The sequence below is a fragment of the Patescibacteria group bacterium genome (genome assembly GCA_041671645.1).
Lineage (GTDB): Bacteria > Patescibacteriota > UBA1384 > XYA2-FULL-43-10 > 1-14-0-10-43-13 > JBAZBD01.
Genome location: JBAZBD010000001.1, coordinates 760,436 through 779,153, shown reverse-complemented (window position 1 = coordinate 779,153; position 18,718 = coordinate 760,436). Strand labels below are relative to the sequence as shown.

23 protein-coding genes are annotated in these 18,718 nt (G+C 41.3%); 18 read left to right on the top strand and 5 right to left on the bottom strand.

The window, feature by feature from the left end; genetic code table 11:
• The first annotated feature begins 50 nt into the window (after positions 1–50).
• From WC227_04120 to WC227_04095, 6 genes are all read left to right on the top strand, one after another.
• The gene (locus WC227_04120) at positions 51–749 is read left to right on the top strand and encodes a thioredoxin domain-containing protein (protein MFA6963872.1); all 699 of its coding nucleotides are present in this window, start codon (positions 51–53) and stop codon (positions 747–749) included.
• Entirely contained in the window at positions 746–1,951 is a 1,206-nt protein-coding gene (locus WC227_04115; protein MFA6963871.1) for a cysteine desulfurase, read from the top strand. Before WC227_04120 ends, WC227_04115 begins: the two co-directional genes overlap by 4 nt.
• Entirely contained in the window at positions 1,951–2,871 is a 921-nt protein-coding gene (locus WC227_04110; protein ID MFA6963870.1) for a thioredoxin domain-containing protein, read from the top strand. Before WC227_04115 ends, WC227_04110 begins: the two co-directional genes overlap by 1 nt.
• Before the next feature lie 82 nt (positions 2,872–2,953).
• Positions 2,954–3,250, top strand: a complete 297-nt coding sequence (locus tag WC227_04105) for a zf-TFIIB domain-containing protein (GenBank protein ID MFA6963869.1) — start codon at positions 2,954–2,956, stop codon at positions 3,248–3,250.
• Between the two features lie 86 nt (positions 3,251–3,336).
• Positions 3,337–3,699: a metalloregulator ArsR/SmtB family transcription factor gene (locus WC227_04100; protein ID MFA6963868.1), complete on the top strand. Its 363-nt coding sequence runs from the start codon at positions 3,337–3,339 to the stop codon at positions 3,697–3,699.
• A 10-nt stretch (positions 3,700–3,709) separates the two neighbouring features.
• Positions 3,710–5,728 carry a cation-translocating P-type ATPase gene (locus WC227_04095; protein MFA6963867.1) on the top strand — a complete coding sequence of 673 codons (2,019 nt, stop codon included), beginning with the start codon at positions 3,710–3,712 and terminating at the stop codon, positions 5,726–5,728.
• On the opposite strand, the gene WC227_04090 is transcribed toward WC227_04095, so the two are convergent.
• Positions 5,687–6,397 carry a phospholipase D-like domain-containing protein gene (locus WC227_04090; protein ID MFA6963866.1) on the bottom strand — a complete coding sequence of 237 codons (711 nt, stop codon included), beginning with the start codon at positions 6,395–6,397 and terminating at the stop codon, positions 5,687–5,689. The genes WC227_04095 and WC227_04090 overlap by 42 nt on opposite strands.
• An 80-nt stretch (positions 6,398–6,477) precedes the next feature.
• On the opposite strand from WC227_04090, the gene WC227_04085 reads away from it, so the two are divergent.
• From WC227_04085 to smpB, 5 genes are all read left to right on the top strand, one after another.
• Positions 6,478–6,696, top strand: a complete 219-nt coding sequence (locus WC227_04085; GenBank protein ID MFA6963865.1) for a helix-turn-helix transcriptional regulator — start codon at positions 6,478–6,480, stop codon at positions 6,694–6,696.
• A gap of 111 nt (positions 6,697–6,807) precedes the next feature.
• Positions 6,808–7,533, top strand: a complete 726-nt coding sequence (locus WC227_04080; protein ID MFA6963864.1) for a DUF881 domain-containing protein — start codon at positions 6,808–6,810, stop codon at positions 7,531–7,533.
• Positions 7,530–8,174: a DUF881 domain-containing protein gene (locus tag WC227_04075; protein MFA6963863.1), complete on the top strand. Its 645-nt coding sequence runs from the start codon at positions 7,530–7,532 to the stop codon at positions 8,172–8,174. The genes WC227_04080 and WC227_04075 overlap by 4 nt, the downstream gene beginning before the upstream one ends.
• Positions 8,175–8,186: 12 nt before the next feature.
• Positions 8,187–9,197 (top strand): AI-2E family transporter, encoded by a 1,011-nt coding sequence (locus WC227_04070; GenBank protein ID MFA6963862.1) that lies wholly within the window; start codon positions 8,187–8,189, stop codon positions 9,195–9,197.
• The gene (gene smpB, locus WC227_04065; protein MFA6963861.1) at positions 9,184–9,624 is read left to right on the top strand and encodes an SsrA-binding protein SmpB; all 441 of its coding nucleotides are present in this window, start codon (positions 9,184–9,186) and stop codon (positions 9,622–9,624) included. The genes WC227_04070 and smpB overlap by 14 nt, the downstream gene beginning before the upstream one ends.
• A gap of 27 nt (positions 9,625–9,651) precedes the next feature.
• Here the strand turns inward: smpB and rsmH are convergent, their stop codons facing one another.
• Positions 9,652–10,602: a 16S rRNA (cytosine(1402)-N(4))-methyltransferase RsmH gene (gene rsmH / locus WC227_04060; protein ID MFA6963860.1), complete on the bottom strand. Its 951-nt coding sequence runs from the start codon at positions 10,600–10,602 to the stop codon at positions 9,652–9,654.
• A 25-nt stretch (positions 10,603–10,627) separates the two neighbouring features.
• On the opposite strand from rsmH, the gene WC227_04055 reads away from it, so the two are divergent.
• Entirely contained in the window at positions 10,628–12,256 is a 1,629-nt protein-coding gene (locus WC227_04055; GenBank protein MFA6963859.1) for a hypothetical protein, read from the top strand.
• A 14-nt stretch (positions 12,257–12,270) separates the two neighbouring features.
• Positions 12,271–12,654 (top strand): response regulator, encoded by a 384-nt coding sequence (locus WC227_04050; GenBank protein ID MFA6963858.1) that lies wholly within the window; start codon positions 12,271–12,273, stop codon positions 12,652–12,654.
• Positions 12,655–12,678: 24 nt separating this feature from the next.
• Here WC227_04050 and WC227_04045 read toward each other — a convergent pair whose 3' ends face one another.
• Genes WC227_04045 through WC227_04035 form a run of 3 tightly spaced genes read right to left on the bottom strand, consistent with a single transcriptional unit; the run spans position 12,679 to position 15,257 of the window.
• Positions 12,679–13,632 (bottom strand): ATP-binding cassette domain-containing protein, encoded by a 954-nt coding sequence (locus WC227_04045; GenBank protein ID MFA6963857.1) that lies wholly within the window; start codon positions 13,630–13,632, stop codon positions 12,679–12,681.
• A gap of 42 nt (positions 13,633–13,674) precedes the next feature.
• On the bottom strand, positions 13,675–14,463 hold the full coding sequence (locus tag WC227_04040) for an ABC-2 family transporter protein (GenBank protein ID MFA6963856.1): 789 nt from the start codon (positions 14,461–14,463) through the stop codon (positions 13,675–13,677).
• Entirely contained in the window at positions 14,460–15,257 is a 798-nt protein-coding gene (locus WC227_04035) for an ABC-2 family transporter protein (protein ID MFA6963855.1), read from the bottom strand. The genes WC227_04040 and WC227_04035 overlap by 4 nt, the downstream gene beginning before the upstream one ends.
• 128 nt (positions 15,258–15,385) lie before the next feature.
• On the opposite strand from WC227_04035, the gene WC227_04030 reads away from it, so the two are divergent.
• The 5 genes from WC227_04030 to WC227_04010 all read left to right on the top strand — a co-directional run bounded on the left by WC227_04030 (position 15,386) and on the right by WC227_04010 (position 18,718).
• A complete protein-coding gene (locus WC227_04030) occupies positions 15,386–16,300 on the top strand; it encodes an EamA family transporter (protein MFA6963854.1) in 915 nt (304 codons plus the stop codon).
• Between the two features lie 8 nt (positions 16,301–16,308).
• Positions 16,309–16,866 (top strand): DUF4202 family protein, encoded by a 558-nt coding sequence (locus WC227_04025; GenBank protein ID MFA6963853.1) that lies wholly within the window; start codon positions 16,309–16,311, stop codon positions 16,864–16,866.
• Between the two features lie 24 nt (positions 16,867–16,890).
• Positions 16,891–17,352, top strand: a complete 462-nt coding sequence (locus tag WC227_04020) for a hypothetical protein (protein MFA6963852.1) — start codon at positions 16,891–16,893, stop codon at positions 17,350–17,352.
• A gap of 17 nt (positions 17,353–17,369) precedes the next feature.
• The gene (locus WC227_04015; GenBank protein MFA6963851.1) at positions 17,370–17,840 is read left to right on the top strand and encodes a hypothetical protein; all 471 of its coding nucleotides are present in this window, start codon (positions 17,370–17,372) and stop codon (positions 17,838–17,840) included.
• Positions 17,841–18,130: 290 nt separating this feature from the next.
• The gene (locus tag WC227_04010) at positions 18,131–18,718 is read left to right on the top strand and encodes an MBL fold metallo-hydrolase (GenBank protein MFA6963850.1); all 588 of its coding nucleotides are present in this window, start codon (positions 18,131–18,133) and stop codon (positions 18,716–18,718) included.

Sequence of the window (18,718 nt, the reverse complement as noted above, 5' to 3'; positions counted from 1 at the left end):
TACCTCTAAATCTCTATTTGTTTAAATTACTTAATAACAAAGGAGCTTTTGTGAATTCAAAAAATAATAATGCTATCTATATATTCTTGTTAATTATCGTTGTTGTCATTGTAGGAGCAGTCGTTTTAATCTCTAAGAATGGATCGTCAAATGCTAAAAATGCAGAAAATGATTCTTTGCAATCAGTTAATGAGACCGGACCAAAACTTACGATTACTGATAAAGACCAGATCTATGGGGAAATAAATTCTCCGATTACACTCGTAGAATACTCAGATTTTCAATGCCCGTATTGCGTAAAATTTCATAAGACAATGAAGCAAGTTATTGATCTTTATCCGGGCAAAGTTCGCTGGGTTTACCGCCATTTCCCACTTGATTTTCATAAAACCGCCCAAAAAGCAGCCGAAGCCACGGAAGCAGCCGGCGAGCATAGCAAGTTTTGGGAGTACAGCGATAAGCTAGCGGCAAATTCTCAGGCAGATGGAACAGGGCTGAATGAACAAGATTTAATCAGATATGCTGAAGAATTGTCCCTTGATATGGATAAATTCAAAAAGGCGCTAAAGGACGGTAAATTTGCGGATAAGGTAAAATCTGATCTTGAATCTGGCGAAAAAGTCGGAGTTACAGGCACTCCTGGCACATTTATTATTGATAGCAAAGGAAAGACTGAAAAGCTTGCAGGCGCTCTATCTCTAGAGCAAATGAAGGCAAAGATAAATCCGCTGCTTGAGGACGTAAAATGAACCTAGAAAAGACTCGCCAAGATTTTCCGATACTGTCAGATTCAAAGCTTATCTATTTTGATAATGCTTGCACAACTCTGAAGCCCAACTCGGTAATTGAGGCAGTCTCACAATTTTATAGGGAATTTCCTTTCTGCGATCGAGGCAGCTACAAGCTGAGTCAGGTCGTGGGCGAAAAGTGTGAAAAAGTAAGACAAAAGACCGCGAAGTTTATAAATGCAAATAATTCTAATGAGGTGATATTTGTAAAAAATGCGACCGAGGGCATAAATTTTGTTGCTAACTCTTTTAACTTCAAAGCTGGCGATATCGTCTTAACCTCTGATAAAGAGCACAACTCCAATTTTCTGCCGTGGGTAAGATTAGCAAAACATAGCAAAATTCAGCATCTGATCACCAAAACGGCTAGCAATGGTGAATTTGACTTGGGAGACTATAAATCACAACTAGAAAAAAACCAAGGAAACATTAAACTTGTTTCCTTGGTATATACTTCGAACCTGGATGGAGTAACCTATCCAGTCAAAGAAATAGTTGAACTGGCTCATAAATATAATTCACTGGTATTACTAGACGCTACACAGGCAGCTACCCACCGAAGAATCGATGTCAAAAAACTAGGTGTAGATTTTCTAGTATTTTCGGCTCACAAAATGCTGGGGCCGACAGGAATAGGTATTCTGTATATTAAAAAAGAGATTATTGAAAACTTTGTCTCATCTGTGATCGGAGGTGGAACGGTAAACAGCGCAAGTTATACGGATTATGAGCTTCTCCCGTCGCCACAGAGATTTGAAGCGGGCATACAGAATTACTCAGGAATTTTTGGGTTTGGGGCGGCGCTTGATTATATAAATTCTATTGGAATGGAAAACATCGAGAAGCAAAATCTTATCTTAAATAAATATATAACAGAGAATTTAATAAATTTGCCAAACCTACGGTTGATCGGACCCGCCGAGCCAAAAAAAAGAAGCGGAATCATCTCCTTTTATATCGAGGGCGCTGATCCGCATTATATCGCTCAACTATTAGAGAATTCTGGAAATATTGCTATTCGCTCAGGTCAGCTGTGTGTCCATCCGTGGTTCTCAGACAAGGAAATCAAAGGCGTGATTAGAATTTCAACATACTTCTATAACACCTTAGCAGAAGCCGAAACCTTAATTAAACAAATTAAAAATATAGTAAGGATTTTGTAATGGCATGTATAATCGCATTAATCGTATTTTCTATACTCGGACTTTTTAGTGCAACTCACCGCCAGCTGGCAAGGGAGGCACTAGATTGTGTTTTTAGAAAAGCTACTTTTAGGCCTTGCAACACAGGCTTTAAAGAAAAAGTTAAAGGCAAATTAGTTGGTGGAATGCTAACAAAATCTGCGTTCATGGCTAAAATTTTAAACCGCTATTTTGAGCTGTTCTCATTTGTCTTATTCATGTTAATGATAGCAAGCACATTTTATGTTGTTAAGGGCGGCTATAATTATTACAAATACGGCAGTTGCAATGGCCTAAACAAAAGCGGATTTTGTGTCTTTGATCCTACTGGAGGCAATAACCAAATTTCCGCTGAAAACAAAACGTGTAGTGCTAAGGAACACACCGCAGAGAGTATAGATCAAAGCAAGATTGATCTCACGGCATTCCCTTCAAAGAAAATAGAGAGTAAAAATAACATCGTTTTTATAGGCTGCTACAACTGTGACTATAGTCGAAAATCTTACCCTATCGTAAAGAAGCTAGTTGAGAAAGAAAAAAGCAGTTTAACCTTTATTCATTTCCCGACCAAAGATCCAAATGATACTTTGACAAATTTTTCTTACTGCGCGAGCAAAAACTATCCTGACAAATTTTGGGATTTGAATGACAAGTTGTTTGCATCAAAAAAGGAAGATTTGCTCAAGCCTGAATATCTTAACGAGCTTACAACCAAGTACCAGATGAATCCTCAAACAATTAATGAGTGTGCAACAAGCGATTCAACGAAGAAAGAGTTAGAAAAGCAAAAAGAGCAAATGAGCGACGCTGATCTTTATGGTACTCCAACAGTTTTTATCAACGGGAAAACGTTGGTTGGCCCAAAACCTTACCGTGTCTATAAAGGTGTGTTGGTCAAGTAAATGTTGAGTCGAAAGGATAGAAATGTAGAACAATAAAGAATATTACCGCAACCAATCTAATTAACTTAAAAAGGATTAAAAAATGAAATGTCCATTATGCAACATAGATTTAGTAATGAGCGATCGCCAGGGGATTGAAATTGACTATTGTCCTCAGTGCCGCGGAGTATGGCTTGATCGAGGAGAGCTAGATAAGATCATAGAGAGATCAAGTCAGGATTCATCTAATAGAATCCAGCAGAACGAGACTCCTAGAGTATCATATGACCATCAGCATGAAGACCGCCGCAAAGAAAATGAATATTACAAAGGTCATGATAGCTACAAGAAGAAGAAAAGAAGCGGATTTCTGGGTGATCTCTTTGATTTTGGGGATTAACTAATTCAAGCTATCCCAACCAAAAACTCATAATATTGTTGCGCAAGTTCTTTCTTTGTGATATATTTATATCAATATAAATTGATATGGATAAAATAATGGATTACTTAAATACCGAAGATTTGAGTCAGATTGAGAATATCAGTAAGTTTCTCAAAGTTATCGCTGATCCGAACAGATTAAAGATTCTGACGCTACTTTCGCATGATTGTAAATGTGTCTGTGATATTAGCGAAGCTTTAAATCTCCCCCAAAATTTGGTTTCCCATCACCTTGGCAAACTCAAGGAAGCTGGAGTTTTAAGCGAGCATAAGCGTGGATATTTTAGTGTTCACCATCTAAACAGGGGTGTATTGAAAGAAAATGAAGCTAAGTTAAATAAACTACTTAAAAGAAAACCAAAAACTAAAATAGACAAGGCTGTCCAACACAACTGTCTTGAGAAATAAGGAGTGAGGCATGCAAAAACAAAAAAACGATAATTATTGCAACGATGACTGTTGCTCAAGAAAACAAGAGGCACAAGAAATCAATTCTATCTGGAAAAACAAAAAGTTCGTATTGCTTTTAATTTCGATTGCCATCATAGTGCCGATGGAGATCTTGTCCTTACTATCAGTAAAAATACCTTTGTTTATCGAGCTGCCGATTTCTATCATTCTTCTAATTGTTTTTGGTAGAGATGTCTTCGTCAGCGGCATCAAAAGTCTTTTGAAGCTAAAATTCTCAAGTATCAATCTATTGATGACCATCGCAGTTTTTGGCGCTCTCTATCTTGGACAATTCGAAGAAGCGGTCACAATTGTCGTTCTCTTTGCCCTGGCTGAGACTCTTGAAGAAATTGGAATCAAGAAAAGCAAAAAAGCTCTTGAGGAATTAATTCAAAAAACTCCTAAAACAGTTTTAAAAAGGGGCGATGAAGATAAAACTCCGATCGAGGATATTAATATTGGCGATATTATTATCGTTAAACCAGGTGATACTATTGCGCTTGACGGTGTTATTGTATCTGGCAGTTCTCTGGTCGACGAAGCAACCATTACGGGCGAGCCTATCCCGGAAACCAAAGGAATGAATGATCTGGTTTATGCCGGCACAGTCAATATTGATGGTTCGCTAGAAATAAAGGTAATGAAAAAATCAGGTGATTCAACTATCGCCAAAATTATCGAGATGACAGCAAGTGCAAATAAGAACAAGTCAAAATCCCAGGAGTTTATTGAGAGATTTGCAAAATATTATACTCCGGCAGTTATGGTTATTGCATCTCTTATCGTAATAATTCCGGTGGTTTTTCTAGGATTACCTTTCAATACTTGGTTTATTCAGGCCTTGAGTTTGCTTGTTATCTCTTGCCCTTGTGCCTTGGTTATCTCTACTCCGATTGCTGTGTTCTCTGCTCTTGGTAACGCCAACAGGCAGGGGATACTTATTAAAGGTGGAAAATATTTAGAGGAGCTCGGTAAAATCAAAGCCATTGCCTTTGATAAGACTAGAACTTTGACGACTGGCGAAATTCGAGTGTCTGATATTGTGACATTCAATGGATACAGTGAGAAGGAGATTCTTGCTTGCGCTGCAGGACTAGAGATTCATTCGGGTCATCCATTGGCTAAAGGAATACTGGACAAAGCGCGAGAGCTGGGCGTGACTGTGCTGCCAGCTACTGATTTCAAATCGCTTTCCGGCAAGGGTATTATCGGCCATTGTTCAATTTGCAAGACAACATCTTGCCTGGGCAATTTATCATTTGTTGAGAATGAAATTAAGATTGACGAACAGACAAGAAAAGCAGTTGATAAATTTGAAAAAGAAGGCAAGACTACAATTATTGTAGCCAATAAAACCCATATCGAGGGCGTTATCGCTATCGAGGATACAATCAGGAACGAGAGCAAGCCACTAATCTCCTTCCTAAAACAAGCGGGTATTACTCCTATTATGCTAACTGGAGATAATGAAAGTACGGCCCGATATGTTGCTAGCAATATTGGCCTTAGTAAAGTATATTCATCTCTTCTTCCTGAAAATAAAGTTACACAAGTCCAAAATTTGAAAAAGGAATACTCTCGTGTTGCCATGGTTGGTGATGGCATCAATGACGCTCCTTCTCTGGCTATTTCAAATGTCGGCATCACACTTGGGTCAGTCGGCTCGGATATGGCGATAGAAAACGCCGATATTGCAATCATGGATGATAATATTGGCAAGATTCCATTTTTAATAGTGCTTGGCAAAAAAGTGAGACAAACAATCAAATTTAATATCGGCCTGGCATTGGCAATTAAGTTCCTGTTTGTAATCCTAGCCTTATCAGGGTTGAGCAACTTGGCTTTTGCCATCTTCGCCGACGTCGGAGTTTCAATTATAGTGATCTTCAGCAGTTTGGCGCTTTACGGATTTAAACCGAAGAATCTATTTGTTTCAGGACGCAACTCAAATGAAGCTCATTACGAGCCAATTCCAGGGGGAGAATAATTTAATCTCCCTGAAGTTAACGAGAGTCCACCAAAACACTAAGGCAATTGTAAATCCAAACAGAAATATGTACATTTTCTGCCTGAAATTTTGCCCTGAATTGTCTATTAAACTTCGATACAGTCTTTCGTATTTAAGCTTGTAGCTCTCTGCTAACTTTTTGTTTAATCCCAGATAAAACATTATCTGCATCGCCGAATCCTTGCTGGATGTTCTTCTCATCATCTCCTTGCTTGCTCTCTGAGAGAGGATATTCAAGCTTCCTTCCCAAAGAATTTCTCGATCAATTATCGCTACTTTTTCATGAATTGAGCCTCCAAGATAAAAAATACTGACCCCCAACTCCCCATAACGCTTAAGTGCACACTGAATCTGAGGCTGGAAAATGGTCTCATACTCGTCAGTCGGTCGTGTGAAAATGAATATTTCGATATTCCTTTTTCTAAGCTTTTCTACAGTTTGTTTCAGTTCGTCCATTCTGAATTTGGCAACAAATGGGCTGTAAATGATGACTTCCTTTTTAGCATTGAGCATGTCTTTGGTAAATGCGCTATAAAAATTTTTGTCATTGAACAATTTGCTGGTTTGCGAATCTTGTGATTTCTCAGAATCAATTGCGTCCTGCCTTCTGTTTAGATATTCTCTAAACGCTTGTTTTTGGTTAAACATGATCCTCCATTTGTTGTCTAATAATTTTTGAGCTGGTTATTTCAAATAATTTTTGGTATATTGTTCTCAGAATGACTAACTTGAACAGTAATAAAAACTTGAATGATCTTGGCAATAAGTTTAGAAAGGCCAGGGAATCAGCTAATCTTACACAAGCAGAAGTTGCAGAGGTTGTTGGCGTTACTGTTAATTATTATGCGCGGCTCGAAAGGGGAGAGGTGAAACCTTCGCTTGATATTCTGGCGAAGATCATGAAACTGTTAAAAATAAAAACACTGGATGTTTCAGAATTATCATAAATTCATCCAGCGTCCTTTTCTTTATCGTAAGCACGCATAAGTTGGTCGAGCCATGCTAATAAAGGTTCGAAGCAAAGTGCATTAGGGGTACCAATATTTGGCTCCAAGAAGATGAAATCCAACAATCACAAAAATATTGTTACAAAATCCCTTTTGCTTATTTTGAGCATAGGGTTTGGCGTACTTATCTCTGCCCAAATTCGTTCTTTACCTACAATTATTTCAAATCCAATAGCACCGTACGCCAGCCTCAAGGAAACAAAGGGTGACCTTTCTGGCGAACAGAGTGAACTAAAACAAGAGATTGAGGCCCTTCACCAGCAGATCGCTGAATTTCAAGCCGTAAACGAGGGGAAAGTTCTTAGTAGGCAGGAAATCGCTGATTTGAATCTGAAAAAGGCGAATGCTGGGGTGACAAAATTAAACGGGTCCGGAGTCATAGTCACTCTTGACGACAGCAAATCCGGCACCGTGACGGAAGAGAATATTGTCCACGCTGCCGATTTGAGAGATGTCGTCTACCTGATGTGGGCCAACGGCGCAGAGGCGATATCGGTCAACGGCCAGCGGGTAGTCGTGAACACTGCAATAGATTGCATCGTCAATACAATTCTAATCAATGATGTTCGCCTAGCTACGCCATTTCGCATCGAAGCGATCGGTCCCGAGGAAATCTTGTTCAGCAAACTCTCCGACCAAAATATCTTGAGCGACTTACATCATCGTCATCTGGACAAGAAGTTGGTATTCGAAACAGTAATGAACAATGACATTACAGTTCCAATCTATACTGGCTCTTCGGAAAATGCCGTAAACACAGCGGGGTCGAATATATGAAAAAGTATGATTTTTATATAATTTCATTTGTCTGTTTCCTGTTCGGAGCGATCATTTTCTCGCAAGTTATTTCAACCAGGAAGACCAAGCTTTTGATCGAGCCAGAAAACAGTGCTGTCTTGGCTCTTGAAGTCACCAAGCTGAACAAATCAAATTCAGATCTAAGGCAAGAGGTGAAGAGACTGACCGGGGACTTGGACGCCTACAAGAATGTTTCACAATCAAATTTGGAGCTGAGGCAGAGGTACCAATCTGATCTAGATAAATTCGAGGTGCTCAATGGCTCCCTGCCAGCTACCGGCCAGGGTGTCTCGATAAATATCAAAGGCAAACTCTCCACCCCAGAATTAGTTGATCTCGTCAACGCGATCAAGAACATCGGGTCCGGCCTTATTTCGGTCAACGGGACTAGGCTGACTTTGTATTCCGACCTTTATCAATTCTCCCCAGATCAGAGCTTCGATGTGACGGTTTTGGGTAATAGCCAGTTGCTCAAATCCGCCATCGAGCGACGTGGCGGGATATTGGAACAGCTCAACATGAAAAACAAAGACATCGCAGTGATTGAACTCGAAACAATGACATTGCCAAAAAGCAGTCGCGATTTCACATTCAAGTATGCTAAAATAGTGTCAAACTAATATAAGGGAAATATGAAACCAGAAAGATTAAAAATCGAGATTTCGCTATCAACATTTTTCAAGCTTGCCCTCGTAATCGGGTTGGCCTATCTTGTGATCTTGTTGAAAGATGTTTTGGTTCTCATCTTTATCGTTCTGATTCTCGTCGCAGCCTTCCGACCAGTGATTAAGTCTTGGAGCAAAAGGATCGGCCGGGTCCCTTCCGTGTTAGCCCTGTTGCTAATCATGCTGACTGTGATTTCCGCATTTGTCTATGTTGTTTTCCCGCCGCTAATTCCTCAGAGCGTACAGCTCATCGACAACCTACCTAGTTACGCTGGGAAACTTGGATTTTTGAGAGAACATTTACCATCTTTGGAAAACGGAGTGTCATCTCTCCTTCAGGGCTTTGGCAATATTGGGCAAAGCTTCATCAGCTTCACGACAACGCTGGTCGGCGGTGTGGTCTCATTCTTTACCATCATTGTACTCACTTTATATTTCCTTCTTGACGAGAAGTTTTTCAGCAACAACTTTGGGCGCCTAATCCCTGCCAATAAGCGAGAGCTGGTTGTCGGACTGACCGACAAGGTGTCTCAAAAAATTGGTAATTGGATGCGGGGGCAATTGATCTTGGGTCTTATTATCGGTACTTTCGTCTATATTGTTCTATCATTGATTGGGATACCTTACGCTTTGACCTTGGCGGTCATCGCTGGTGTCCTAGAATTCTTGCCAATTATCGGTCCAGTTTTATCGGCAGTCATCGGTGGGCTCGTCGCACTTACGATTTCTCCGTTGTCTGCTCTTTTCACAATAATTTTCTATATAATTCTTCAACAAGTCGAGAACAATCTGATTGTTCCCAAAATTATGCAAAAAGCAGTTGGCCTGCCACCTGCGATCATCATTGTCGCGATTCTGATCGGCGGGAAACTTCTCGGCATCACGGGGGCTTTGCTCGCCGTACCGGTTTCGGGAATCCTCTTTGTTCTTTATGAAGAGTGGGACTCGATCAGGGGGATCTCTAGTGACCGAGACTAGCGAAAAAATAAATATTCTCAACAAGAAAGCCTTTTTCGATTATGAAATGATCGAAAAGTTCGAGGCAGGAATCATCTTAACTGGTCTGGAGATCAAGGCGATTCGTGCCAGGAAAGTGAATTTGACCGGTTCATATCTCAAATTATTGCACGGCGAAGCCTTTTGGCTTGGCGGGAATTTTAATTTCGATAATGTCGAGCCTCAGCGCACAAAAAAACTACTTTTGAACAAGTCTGAAATCGAAAAATTAGCTGGCAAGGTTGTCCAGGCTGGTTTTGCCCTGATTCCACTCAGACTCTATATTAAACGCGGCAAGGCTAAGCTAGAAATTGCTTTGGCTCGTGGTAAGAAAGAGTATGATAAACGGGCGGTAATGAAAAAAAGAGAGCAGGAGCGTGAGTCGGAGCGAAGAGTAAAACAGTTCTAAATTATCAATTAAAATCAAATTTTAAGTCTAAATTTTCTTCGCGATCCTGAGTTTGGCACTTCGGGACCGAGGGTTTTCGGTAATTTCTTGATCAGCAGCGGTAACGGGTTTTCTGGTTAGTATCTCAATAATCTCGTTTTGTCCGCATATGCAGGGCATTTTTGGTGGGCATTCACAGAGCCCAGATAGCTTGCGAAATGTTCTTTTGACAATTTCGTCTTCGAGGGAGTGGAAAGAAATAACCGCGAGCTTGCCACCTGGATTTAAAAATTCAACATATTTCGATATGGCTTTGTCCAAATCTCTGAGCTCGGCATTTACCTCAATTCGAATCGCTTGGAACGATCTGGTGGCGAAGTGAATCTTGCTAGTAGCTTTGACTTTTGGGGGGATAGAGTGGCTGATGATCTCGACAAAATCTCTTACAGTTTTAATTTTGTTGTCCTTACGGAATACTAGAATATTTCGAGCGATATTTCTGGCGTATCTCTCGTCCCCGTACTCCTTCAATATCCTGGCCAGAGTTTCTTCTGAATAAATATTTAGAATTTCAGCCGCAGATCTTCCCGCTGACTGATCCATCCGCATATCGATATTTTGATCCAAATCATTAAAAGAAAATCCACGCGCTCTCTCGTCGAGTTGCATGGACGAAACTCCAAGATCTAGCAGAGCGCCATCAATTTTTTCAATTCCCTGGTCGGTCAGAATCTGTTTGATATTCTTAAAATCATCGTGAACGAGTACAAAGTTATCGCTGAGCCCAGCTTTATCAATATTCTCTTTCGCAATCTCAAGCGCTGTCGTATCCTTATCAATCCCAATGACTTTCGAATTTTGACTTTTGACTTTTGATTCGATTGCTATCGCGATCGAATGTCCCGCCGCCCCAAGCGTGCCATCGACAAAGACTGCTCTCTTCGAGAGATAGCCGAAAGCGCTGACAATTTCATTTTTTAATACTGGTATATGTTTCATATAATTTAATGTACCAATTTAACACATGTTTGAAAAGAAAGCCAGTTTAGGCTATAGTATCCGCATGGACGAAAGAAAACCACAATTTCTAGCAAAAGATACCGAAAATCTCCTCGAGGAGTATCGCCGTCTTTTTACTGGAGCCAAGAATCTTGAGAGGGACAACGACAAGACAATCGGTACCGCCCTCGTTTATGAGAAGCTCCGTGTTGCAGTCGAATACCAAGAAGAGCATTTGGTATTCAAAAATGCTATCACCCGAATACTACGCCGAAAATACGCGCTTTCCCCCAGTATTACTGCAGAGAATCTATTTAGCGATTTGATCAGTGAGTTGGCCTGGGCAAATTACCTCAATCCCGAAAAATTGGTTGATTCTGAAGTCGCCGCAATCAAGACTGTCATCGAACGATATCTTACAGTTTTACATGTCGCACGTTCTGGCAGATTCAAGAAACAAGATCTGCAGCGCAAAATCATCGATTGGTTCGGCTGTGCGCTAGATGAGATTTTCCGGCCCGAGCCAGAAAAAAATCTTCTGATAGATTTTACCTATAACTTTTTGAAGAAAAATCTTGATCTTACTGACAGCAAAGTCCTAGAAAGCGACAACGAACTTCAGCTCAAGATCGTAATCTATAATTCGCTTTTCAAGCCTGATTATCCTTTGGCCGAATATTGGATACTCGAACACGTATACCCGAACTGGAATGACATGGACCTGGAGGAGCTGAAGGGGTCTTGCCGTAGCTTCGATCCATTCTACAACAAAATCGAACGTGTTCTAAATCATCCACTTCGCAAGAACTACCAGGGCTTCACCAAACGGTTTATTCCACCTTTTATCTTGCTCAAGAGTGTGCTTTCGACTAAGAACTTTGACCTTCAGCGGATGAAAGACAAGCCTTCTGTTCTTCATGATGCGATGATGCATGAATATGACATTTTGGTCAAAAAGGGACGAGAGAAGGTCATGCGCGGTACTATTCGCGCCTTGATCTTCATTTTTATTACCAAGATTTCCCTCGCTTTCTTCGTAGAGGTGCCTTTCGACAAGTTTTTTGCTGGGCACGTCGATTATACCTCCCTCATTATCAATGTATCACTACCGCCGATCCTGATGCTCCTGGCTGGCACCTTCATCAAGACACCACCGGCCAAAAATCAAATTCTGATTGCCAAAACTGCAAATGAGATTATCTCCGGGGACAAAATTTTGGAAAAACCAGTCCCTCTCGTCTCGACCCGGAAGCCAACGTCGTTCATTGTTTTTAACGCTATCTATACATTGCTCACATTGACTATCCTCGCGATGGCGATCTGGTTGCTTCTTTGGCTCAAGTTCAACATTGTCAGCATCTTCTTTTTCTTCTTCTTCGTCTCTGTTGTTTCATTTTTCTCATTTAGAATCAGAAATATTGCTCTAGAATTGGCAATGAAACGATCCCGAGATGACGCGATTACTACAATAGTCGAGCTAGCTTTCCTGCCGTTTATCAAGATAGGCAGACATATTTCAGACCGATTCGCCGCTTTCAACCCGGCTATCCTGTTCCTCGACTTTATTATCGAAGCTCCGCTCAAGACTATTATCAAACTTCTAAATTCCTGGCTCAAATTTGTGAACAACAAAAAAGAAGAAATGGAATATTAAATCGAGAGGTTTATATGCTAGAAGGATATGTTGTTCTGATCGTTGACGATGACCCAATGTTGCTCGAAATGTATGTCGCTCGGATCAAGGCCGAGGGCGCTATTGTTGTCGAGGCAAAGGACGGCGAGGAGGCTCTATCACAGGTTAAGTCTTCGAAACCAAGTATAGTGTTGCTGGATGTGATGATGCCCAAGATCAACGGTTTTGATGTATTGAAGCAGATCAAAGCTAATCCGGAAACGGCCGGTATCCCCGTTATTGTTCTCTCCGCACTATCAGATGAGCAGAAGAAACGACAGGGCATAAGCCTCGGCGCGGCTGATTACATCGCCAAATCGGAAGCCTTGCCGCTGGACGTTGTCAACAAAATCAAATCGATATTGGATAAAGCCAAATAAGCGAATATTTTATCAGCCTAACGCTTATTGTTTAAATATTTTTCGTACTATTTCTTCCATATCAGGGTCGCTGATTGAAATATTTTCGGCGTCAAAAGTGCTATATACTTCTTTGACTATCTGCCCTAGCTCAGTTTTCTTAACTCTTATAATTCCCTTGTGGCCATCAAGCTTCTTCTTGGCGGTGTCTAGATGCGCGAATTTTTTCTTTTCCTCTATTGTTTCGAGATAAATCTCGATGATTTTTTCTGGCGCGTACTGTTCTTTCAGCTTATTGAGATTACCGTCGTAGACCTTTTGCCCTTTATTAATTATGACGACTCTTTCGCAAAGCTCTTCGATATCACCCATGTAGTGGCTGGTCAGGATGAGCGTGCACTTTTTCTCGCGATTAATTTTTTTCAAAAAAGCGCGAATTGTCTGCGATGAGACAACATCCAGCCCAATCGTCGGTTCGTCCAGAAATATCACTTTCGGATTATGCAAGAAGCAGGCGACTAACTCGCACTTCATTCTCTCTCCGAGCGACATCTCTCGAAGCCGTTTGGTCAAAAGCTCCTTCATGTCCAGCGCCGTTACCATCTCATCCAGATTTTTCTTATAAATATCATTTGGAATGTCGTAGACGGCCTGAAGCATTTGGTAGGAATCAATCGCTGGGATATCCCACCAAAGTTGATTTTTCTGGCCCATCACGATGGCGATCTGGCGGAGATATTTATAATCTCTGGCCCAGGGGACAAATCCCAATACTTTGGCTTCACCTTTTGTCGGGTGCACAATCCCCGATAGGATCTTCAGAAAAGTTGTTTTGCCGGCGCCGTTGGGCCCCAAAAAACCGACGAACTCGCCCTCTTCAATTTCAAGATCGAGACCACTGACGGCGATATGGTCTTCTTTGTTAATTTTCAAATGTCGCCAGTCAAACTTTGACTTGCTGAAATTTTTTGTAATTCCTTTTGCTGAAATAATGTTCATATATTCCTTATTAACTTTATACTTTTAACTTTTTACTTTAAACTAACTGGATGCGCTGCCATAGCGTTTTTCTCCCAGGCGCCAGATAAGTCTGGCGATCAGCATGAATATCGCTGTAAGCGCAAACATATAGGCGATCTGGCTTAACTTTGGCTCGAATAGCAGAGTCTTAACCGGCAAATATGTAATGGCCAAAATTGGAAAAACGGTCGAGAGCAGGAAATTGAGAAGCCAGGGATAGACACTAGCGGGATAGCGCATCAGATTGGAGAGCTTATCCATCAAATCGGTCAGCCCCCAACTCTTGATCACCCAAAACGACGGAACGACGGTGACAATTTTGATGGCGTAGTAAAGGAAGAAGGAAAGTATGAATAAAATCAAAAACCAAAAATAATTGATTAGCGGCAATGGTCCACAGTGAACCAGGGCGAAGATCAGGATCGAAAAATTAAACAATAGTTTGATCAAGGCATAGGCTCTCGGTTTGCTGATCGAGACCAGTGTCATCGCATCAAATGGTTTTGTCCGGTAAAAATCATAGTCGCCAAGCCGGATTAGCTCGTTTGCGAGCGAGTTGAGGCCGCCCTTGGTCCACGCCCCGTGTATGATACTGATTGTTTGCGAGAAGGCATAGAGGAAGAGAACTTGGTATATATCCCATCCGCCCAAAGTCTTGGTGTGCATGAAGATTAGAAGGATAAACACTACCGAGTTCACGATATCCAAAACTTGGAAAATAATGCTCGACAAAATAAAGCCAGAGATCTTCGAATCTCGGATCAAGGCGTTTCGCCAAATAATAAGATTTATTCTCCAGAATTTTCTCATCGTCCGGTTCCTGAGTAATATTTTATAGTTTTTCTGTAAATTACTTTGTAAGTCAAGATGAAAACAAGGGTCCACATAATTATCATGGCCCAAGCGATGATAATGTCATGAAGGTTCATTTTGTTAAGAAAAATATTGGCTGGGACGTAGAAGATATATTTGAACGGCAAGAGTGAAAATATAAACTCAATTTTCACTGGGAGGAAGGCCAGTGGGAAGAACGCGCCAGCCAAGAACATGGCCAGAAAGTTTGCTAGCTCGATATTTGATTCTTGATCGCCAAATTTGAGACAGAGGACGTGGATGCAAAGATTGAAAGCGCAATTCATCACAAAGCCCAGGGCAATGGTGACTACGAGATAGAGAGTATTAATGCCTGTCGGTAAGATAATAAATTCTCTGGCGATAAGGAACATGACGACAGTGGCAGGGAGTGAGACGATTAAATTAATGATCTTTTCGCTAAAAGCATCAATGTAACTGATCGACAAAACATTCCATGGCTTGATCAGATCGTTTGTAAGGTAACCCGACCAAATTTGCCAGTTCAGATATATCGAGCTCATCACATCGGCGAACTTAAATATAATCTCTGATATGAAATAGTATGAAATAATTCCCGACAGTGTATAGCCGGAGATCTCGACGATATTTCCAGACTTATACACAGAGGTCCAAAGTGAGAAAAATACAAAAAAGTAGACCAGGTCGAAAGTGACCAGCAGAAAATAATTGCCAGTATAGGCGGTGTTGACCTTCATCGAGGTCAAAAAGTATTTGAAATACTTGTTCATAGATCCATTTTAGCAGATAACGAAAGCGAGATGAAGTCAAGCAGGGTTTATATCACAATTTGGCTCCCTTCGATATCCGCGAGAGTATTTTAATTGAAAACGAAGCCCATTCAGCGTATAATTTGTCTATGAATTGGCTAATATTTTCTATTATTCCACCAGCCCTCTGGGCGCTTTCGAATCATATCGACAAATATATTCTGGGCAAGTTTTTCAAGAACCGCGACGGCGGTCCTTTTATGTTATTTACCTCATTTTTTGGAATATTAGTTTCTCTTTACGTTTTGCTTTTTCGTTTTGGCTCCATCTCTACGGACCCCAAGTCAGCTTTGATCATGCTTGTCTCTGGGGCGGCCAGTTTCCTGAGTGGGTATCTTTACCTGCTGGCTCTCAAGAAAGATAGCCCTTCGGTTGTCGTCCCGCTTTTCCAGCTGATTCCAATTTTTCGCTACTTTTTGGGGATGTTTTTCCTAAATGAATATCTGACCAGTGGACAAATATTTGCTTGCATACTGGTCATAGCAGGGTCACTGATCTTGACCATTGAATCGGTCGGCAACAAATTCAAGTTCAAGATGCATGTTATCCTACCCATGCTTCTTTGCACGGCTGTCACCGCGGTGAACGGTCTGGCTTTCAAATATGTGGCTGTAGAGAGCAACTATTGGAACACGCAATTTTGGGACTTCTTGGGTCTTTTCATCGCCGGTCTCGTCGTATTTTCCCTCAACCCAAGCTGGAAGAAAGTTTTCATCGAGATAATCAGTCAGAGCAAATCCTTCATTCTCAGTATTACTTTCTTCAACGAAATTATCAACGTCGCCGCTGGACTTATATTTACTTTCGCCATGCTACTTATGCCACTTGCAGTTGTATCAGTGGTGAGCAACGGTCTCCAGCCATTCTTCGTTTTGCTTTTCGGCGTAATTTTAACGCTCCTCACTCCCAAACTTGCTCACGAAACACTCTCGAAGAGAAATTTGGTGCAGAAAATTGTAGCGATCGGCATTATATTCTTGGGCACATATTTATTAAATAATTAGATACATGTATGGAAGACACACTACAAAAGACTGTCAAATTCGTTAACGACTCGTTTGGGGGCAAGAAGGCACATTATGTTCAGACTTTGCATTGGTTGTTCGTGCTAAAGCCCGATGCTAGCTTGGCTCTGCAAATTGCCGCCTATGGCCATGATGTCGAGCGAGCATTCAAAAAAGACAAGGGCGATCGAATGAGATTAATGTATGAAAAGCCAGAACAGCTAACCGAGCATCAAGAAAAAAGCGCGGCCATAATGTATGATTTTATCATACATGAGTTTGCTGATAGCAGTTTGGCTGATTCTGTCAAAGAAATAATCTCAAAACATGAAATTGGGGGGACGGACGATCAAAATCTGCTCAAAGACGCAGACTCTTTAAGCTATCTAGAAGTAAATGCGCCTAGACACGTCGGCCACCTCGGCGAAGTTCCAGGCTCGGAAATGCGAGACAAATTCCGATGGATGTACGAGAGAATCTCCTCAAAGAAGGCAAAAGAGCTTGCCGCTCCGTATTACGAAAAAGCTCTAAACTTGCTTGAGGAAGCCTTGCGGAATATAATCTAAGAGAATAATAAAGAAGGAGTTTCTATGGTCAAGGCACTCTACTCGATCTTTTTGGGGGCGTTGCTCGCGATCACTATTAATTTTGCGATTCAAACGTTCTATCCAGCCGCGAGTTATCCAGAGTATCCTACAGAACTCCAAGCCGTATCGGAGGATCTGACAGCAGCTCAGCAATCGGCTCAGACAGAATATGATATCAAGGTCGTTGATTACAACAAGTCCTCCGACACCCACGCTCAAGTCTCCCTAGCCCTAGCACTATTCGCCAGCTTGATTCTGATTGCGGTCGGCATATTCTTCACTTCTCCGAAATTTGCCCCACTGTACAATGGTGCGGCTGTGGGAAGCGTTTTTCTTCTCTATCTTACATTCATTCCAAGCCCCTACATAATTGCCTCAAAATTCAATTTCTTTGCTGCGCTTATAAGCTTGGTAATCGTTAAGATCATCGGCCTAATCAAATTTGTGAAATTAGAGACCAAATAATATAACAAAGGAGAAATATGATTAAGGTTTTGTATTCAATCCTGTTGGGGGCGATCGTTGCTCTATTTATCGGTCTAGGAATCGAAGTTTTCTATCCAGGGGAGAAAGCGCCCGAAACGCCTGCGGCTCTGCAGTATTCGGTGGACAAGACGGGAACTGCGCCAGCGACAATCGAAGCTCAAAAGGAGTTCGACCAGATCCAAAAGGCCTACAATGAGAGAGCGGCCAAGCACAGCAGAAATGTTTCTATCGTCGCGCTGTCGGCCAGTATACTGCTCATGATCATCAGTCTACTAATAGTCGATAAAATAATTGTCTTTTCCAACGGAATCTTGTTGGGCAGTCTCTTCACTTTGATCTATGGTATTATCCGAGGTATGATGACCGAGGATGTCAAATTCCGCTTTATCATCGTGACGGTCGGTATGCTTTTTGCTCTCGCGCTAGGCTGGTTCAAGTTCGAAAAAGCCAAAGACGCCAAGAAATAAAAAGTGACCACCATTGTGATCACCAGATAATTCTTTGCTTAAACTTGGAACGTTTCGCTTGAGTCCCACGATTTGGGTCAACGGGTCTACTTGTGGCATGATGGCCGCTCATAGGGAAATTGTCTGCTTGCGGTTGCCTCGTTTTGCATGAATAACAAAACTTGTCTTTGGCATCCAAGTAGCACTTGCAACATATGCACTGTTTCATGATTTTCCCCCAATGTACAAGATATATTGTTAGTATTTTTATACTACAAACCCGCTCCCAAAGCAAATAAAGAAGGAATGATATGACAGAAGTGAAAGTATTAATTGACGGTTATGACCATGAAATTGAAGGTGGCTGGATCGCCAGTTCTACAACTACCTTGATTAAATTAGACAACAAAAATATTGTAGTTGATCCCGGTTGCAATCGTGCTAGACTAATTAGCTCTTTGGCGGAAAATAATCTGAAAACAGGGGACATAGATTTTGTCCTGCAAACTCACAATCATACTGATCACATACTACTTTCGGGGATTTTCGAAAACGCCAAAATCGTTACGCCCACAGAATTATATGACAACGATCGCCAGACCTATTATGATGGTCAAGTCCTGGGGCTGGATCTAGAAATTATCAAAACTCCTGGCCACAGCGGAGATTCTCGTTCATTTATTGTCAAGGTCGAAGGAAAAACTTACGCCGTAGCCGGAGACTTATTTTGGTGGGTAGATGGGGAGGGGCAGAAAATTGACCGTGAAAGTCTGGCCAATCATCCTGACCCCTACGCCAAAGATATAGAATTACTCAAAAAGAATCGTCAGAAAATATTAGATCTCGCCGATTTCATCATCCCTGGCCACGGGAAAATGTTTGCAAATAAAAAAGGCTGA

What these genes read in the sequence shown, in the direction of transcription:
- WC227_04025 (MFA6963853.1), top strand. Translation starts at nt 16,309, where the DNA reads ATGGAAGACACACTACAAAAGACTGTCAAATTCGTTAACGACTCGTTT.
- WC227_04100 (MFA6963868.1), top strand. Translation starts at nt 3,337, where the DNA reads ATGGATAAAATAATGGATTACTTAAATACCGAAGATTTGAGTCAGATT.
- WC227_04070 (MFA6963862.1), top strand. Translation starts at nt 8,187, where the DNA reads ATGAAACCAGAAAGATTAAAAATCGAGATTTCGCTATCAACATTTTTC.
- WC227_04075 (MFA6963863.1), top strand. Translation starts at nt 7,530, where the DNA reads ATGAAAAAGTATGATTTTTATATAATTTCATTTGTCTGTTTCCTGTTC.
- WC227_04080 (MFA6963864.1), top strand. Translation starts at nt 6,808, where the DNA reads ATGAAATCCAACAATCACAAAAATATTGTTACAAAATCCCTTTTGCTT.
- rsmH (MFA6963860.1), bottom strand. Translation starts at nt 10,602, where the DNA reads ATGAAACATATACCAGTATTAAAAAATGAAATTGTCAGCGCTTTCGGC.
- WC227_04035 (MFA6963855.1), bottom strand. Translation starts at nt 15,257, where the DNA reads ATGAACAAGTATTTCAAATACTTTTTGACCTCGATGAAGGTCAACACC.
- WC227_04115 (MFA6963871.1), top strand. Translation starts at nt 746, where the DNA reads ATGAACCTAGAAAAGACTCGCCAAGATTTTCCGATACTGTCAGATTCA.
- WC227_04105 (MFA6963869.1), top strand. Translation starts at nt 2,954, where the DNA reads ATGAAATGTCCATTATGCAACATAGATTTAGTAATGAGCGATCGCCAG.
- WC227_04045 (MFA6963857.1), bottom strand. Translation starts at nt 13,632, where the DNA reads ATGAACATTATTTCAGCAAAAGGAATTACAAAAAATTTCAGCAAGTCA.
- WC227_04020 (MFA6963852.1), top strand. Translation starts at nt 16,891, where the DNA reads ATGGTCAAGGCACTCTACTCGATCTTTTTGGGGGCGTTGCTCGCGATC.
- WC227_04010 (MFA6963850.1), top strand. Translation starts at nt 18,131, where the DNA reads ATGACAGAAGTGAAAGTATTAATTGACGGTTATGACCATGAAATTGAA.
- WC227_04050 (MFA6963858.1), top strand. Translation starts at nt 12,271, where the DNA reads ATGCTAGAAGGATATGTTGTTCTGATCGTTGACGATGACCCAATGTTG.
- WC227_04090 (MFA6963866.1), bottom strand. Translation starts at nt 6,397, where the DNA reads ATGTTTAACCAAAAACAAGCGTTTAGAGAATATCTAAACAGAAGGCAG.
- WC227_04030 (MFA6963854.1), top strand. Translation starts at nt 15,386, where the DNA reads ATGAATTGGCTAATATTTTCTATTATTCCACCAGCCCTCTGGGCGCTT.
- WC227_04015 (MFA6963851.1), top strand. Translation starts at nt 17,370, where the DNA reads ATGATTAAGGTTTTGTATTCAATCCTGTTGGGGGCGATCGTTGCTCTA.
- WC227_04040 (MFA6963856.1), bottom strand. Translation starts at nt 14,463, where the DNA reads ATGAGAAAATTCTGGAGAATAAATCTTATTATTTGGCGAAACGCCTTG.
- WC227_04055 (MFA6963859.1), top strand. Translation starts at nt 10,628, where the DNA reads ATGTTTGAAAAGAAAGCCAGTTTAGGCTATAGTATCCGCATGGACGAA.
- WC227_04095 (MFA6963867.1), top strand. Translation starts at nt 3,710, where the DNA reads ATGCAAAAACAAAAAAACGATAATTATTGCAACGATGACTGTTGCTCA.
- WC227_04110 (MFA6963870.1), top strand. Translation starts at nt 1,951, where the DNA reads ATGGCATGTATAATCGCATTAATCGTATTTTCTATACTCGGACTTTTT.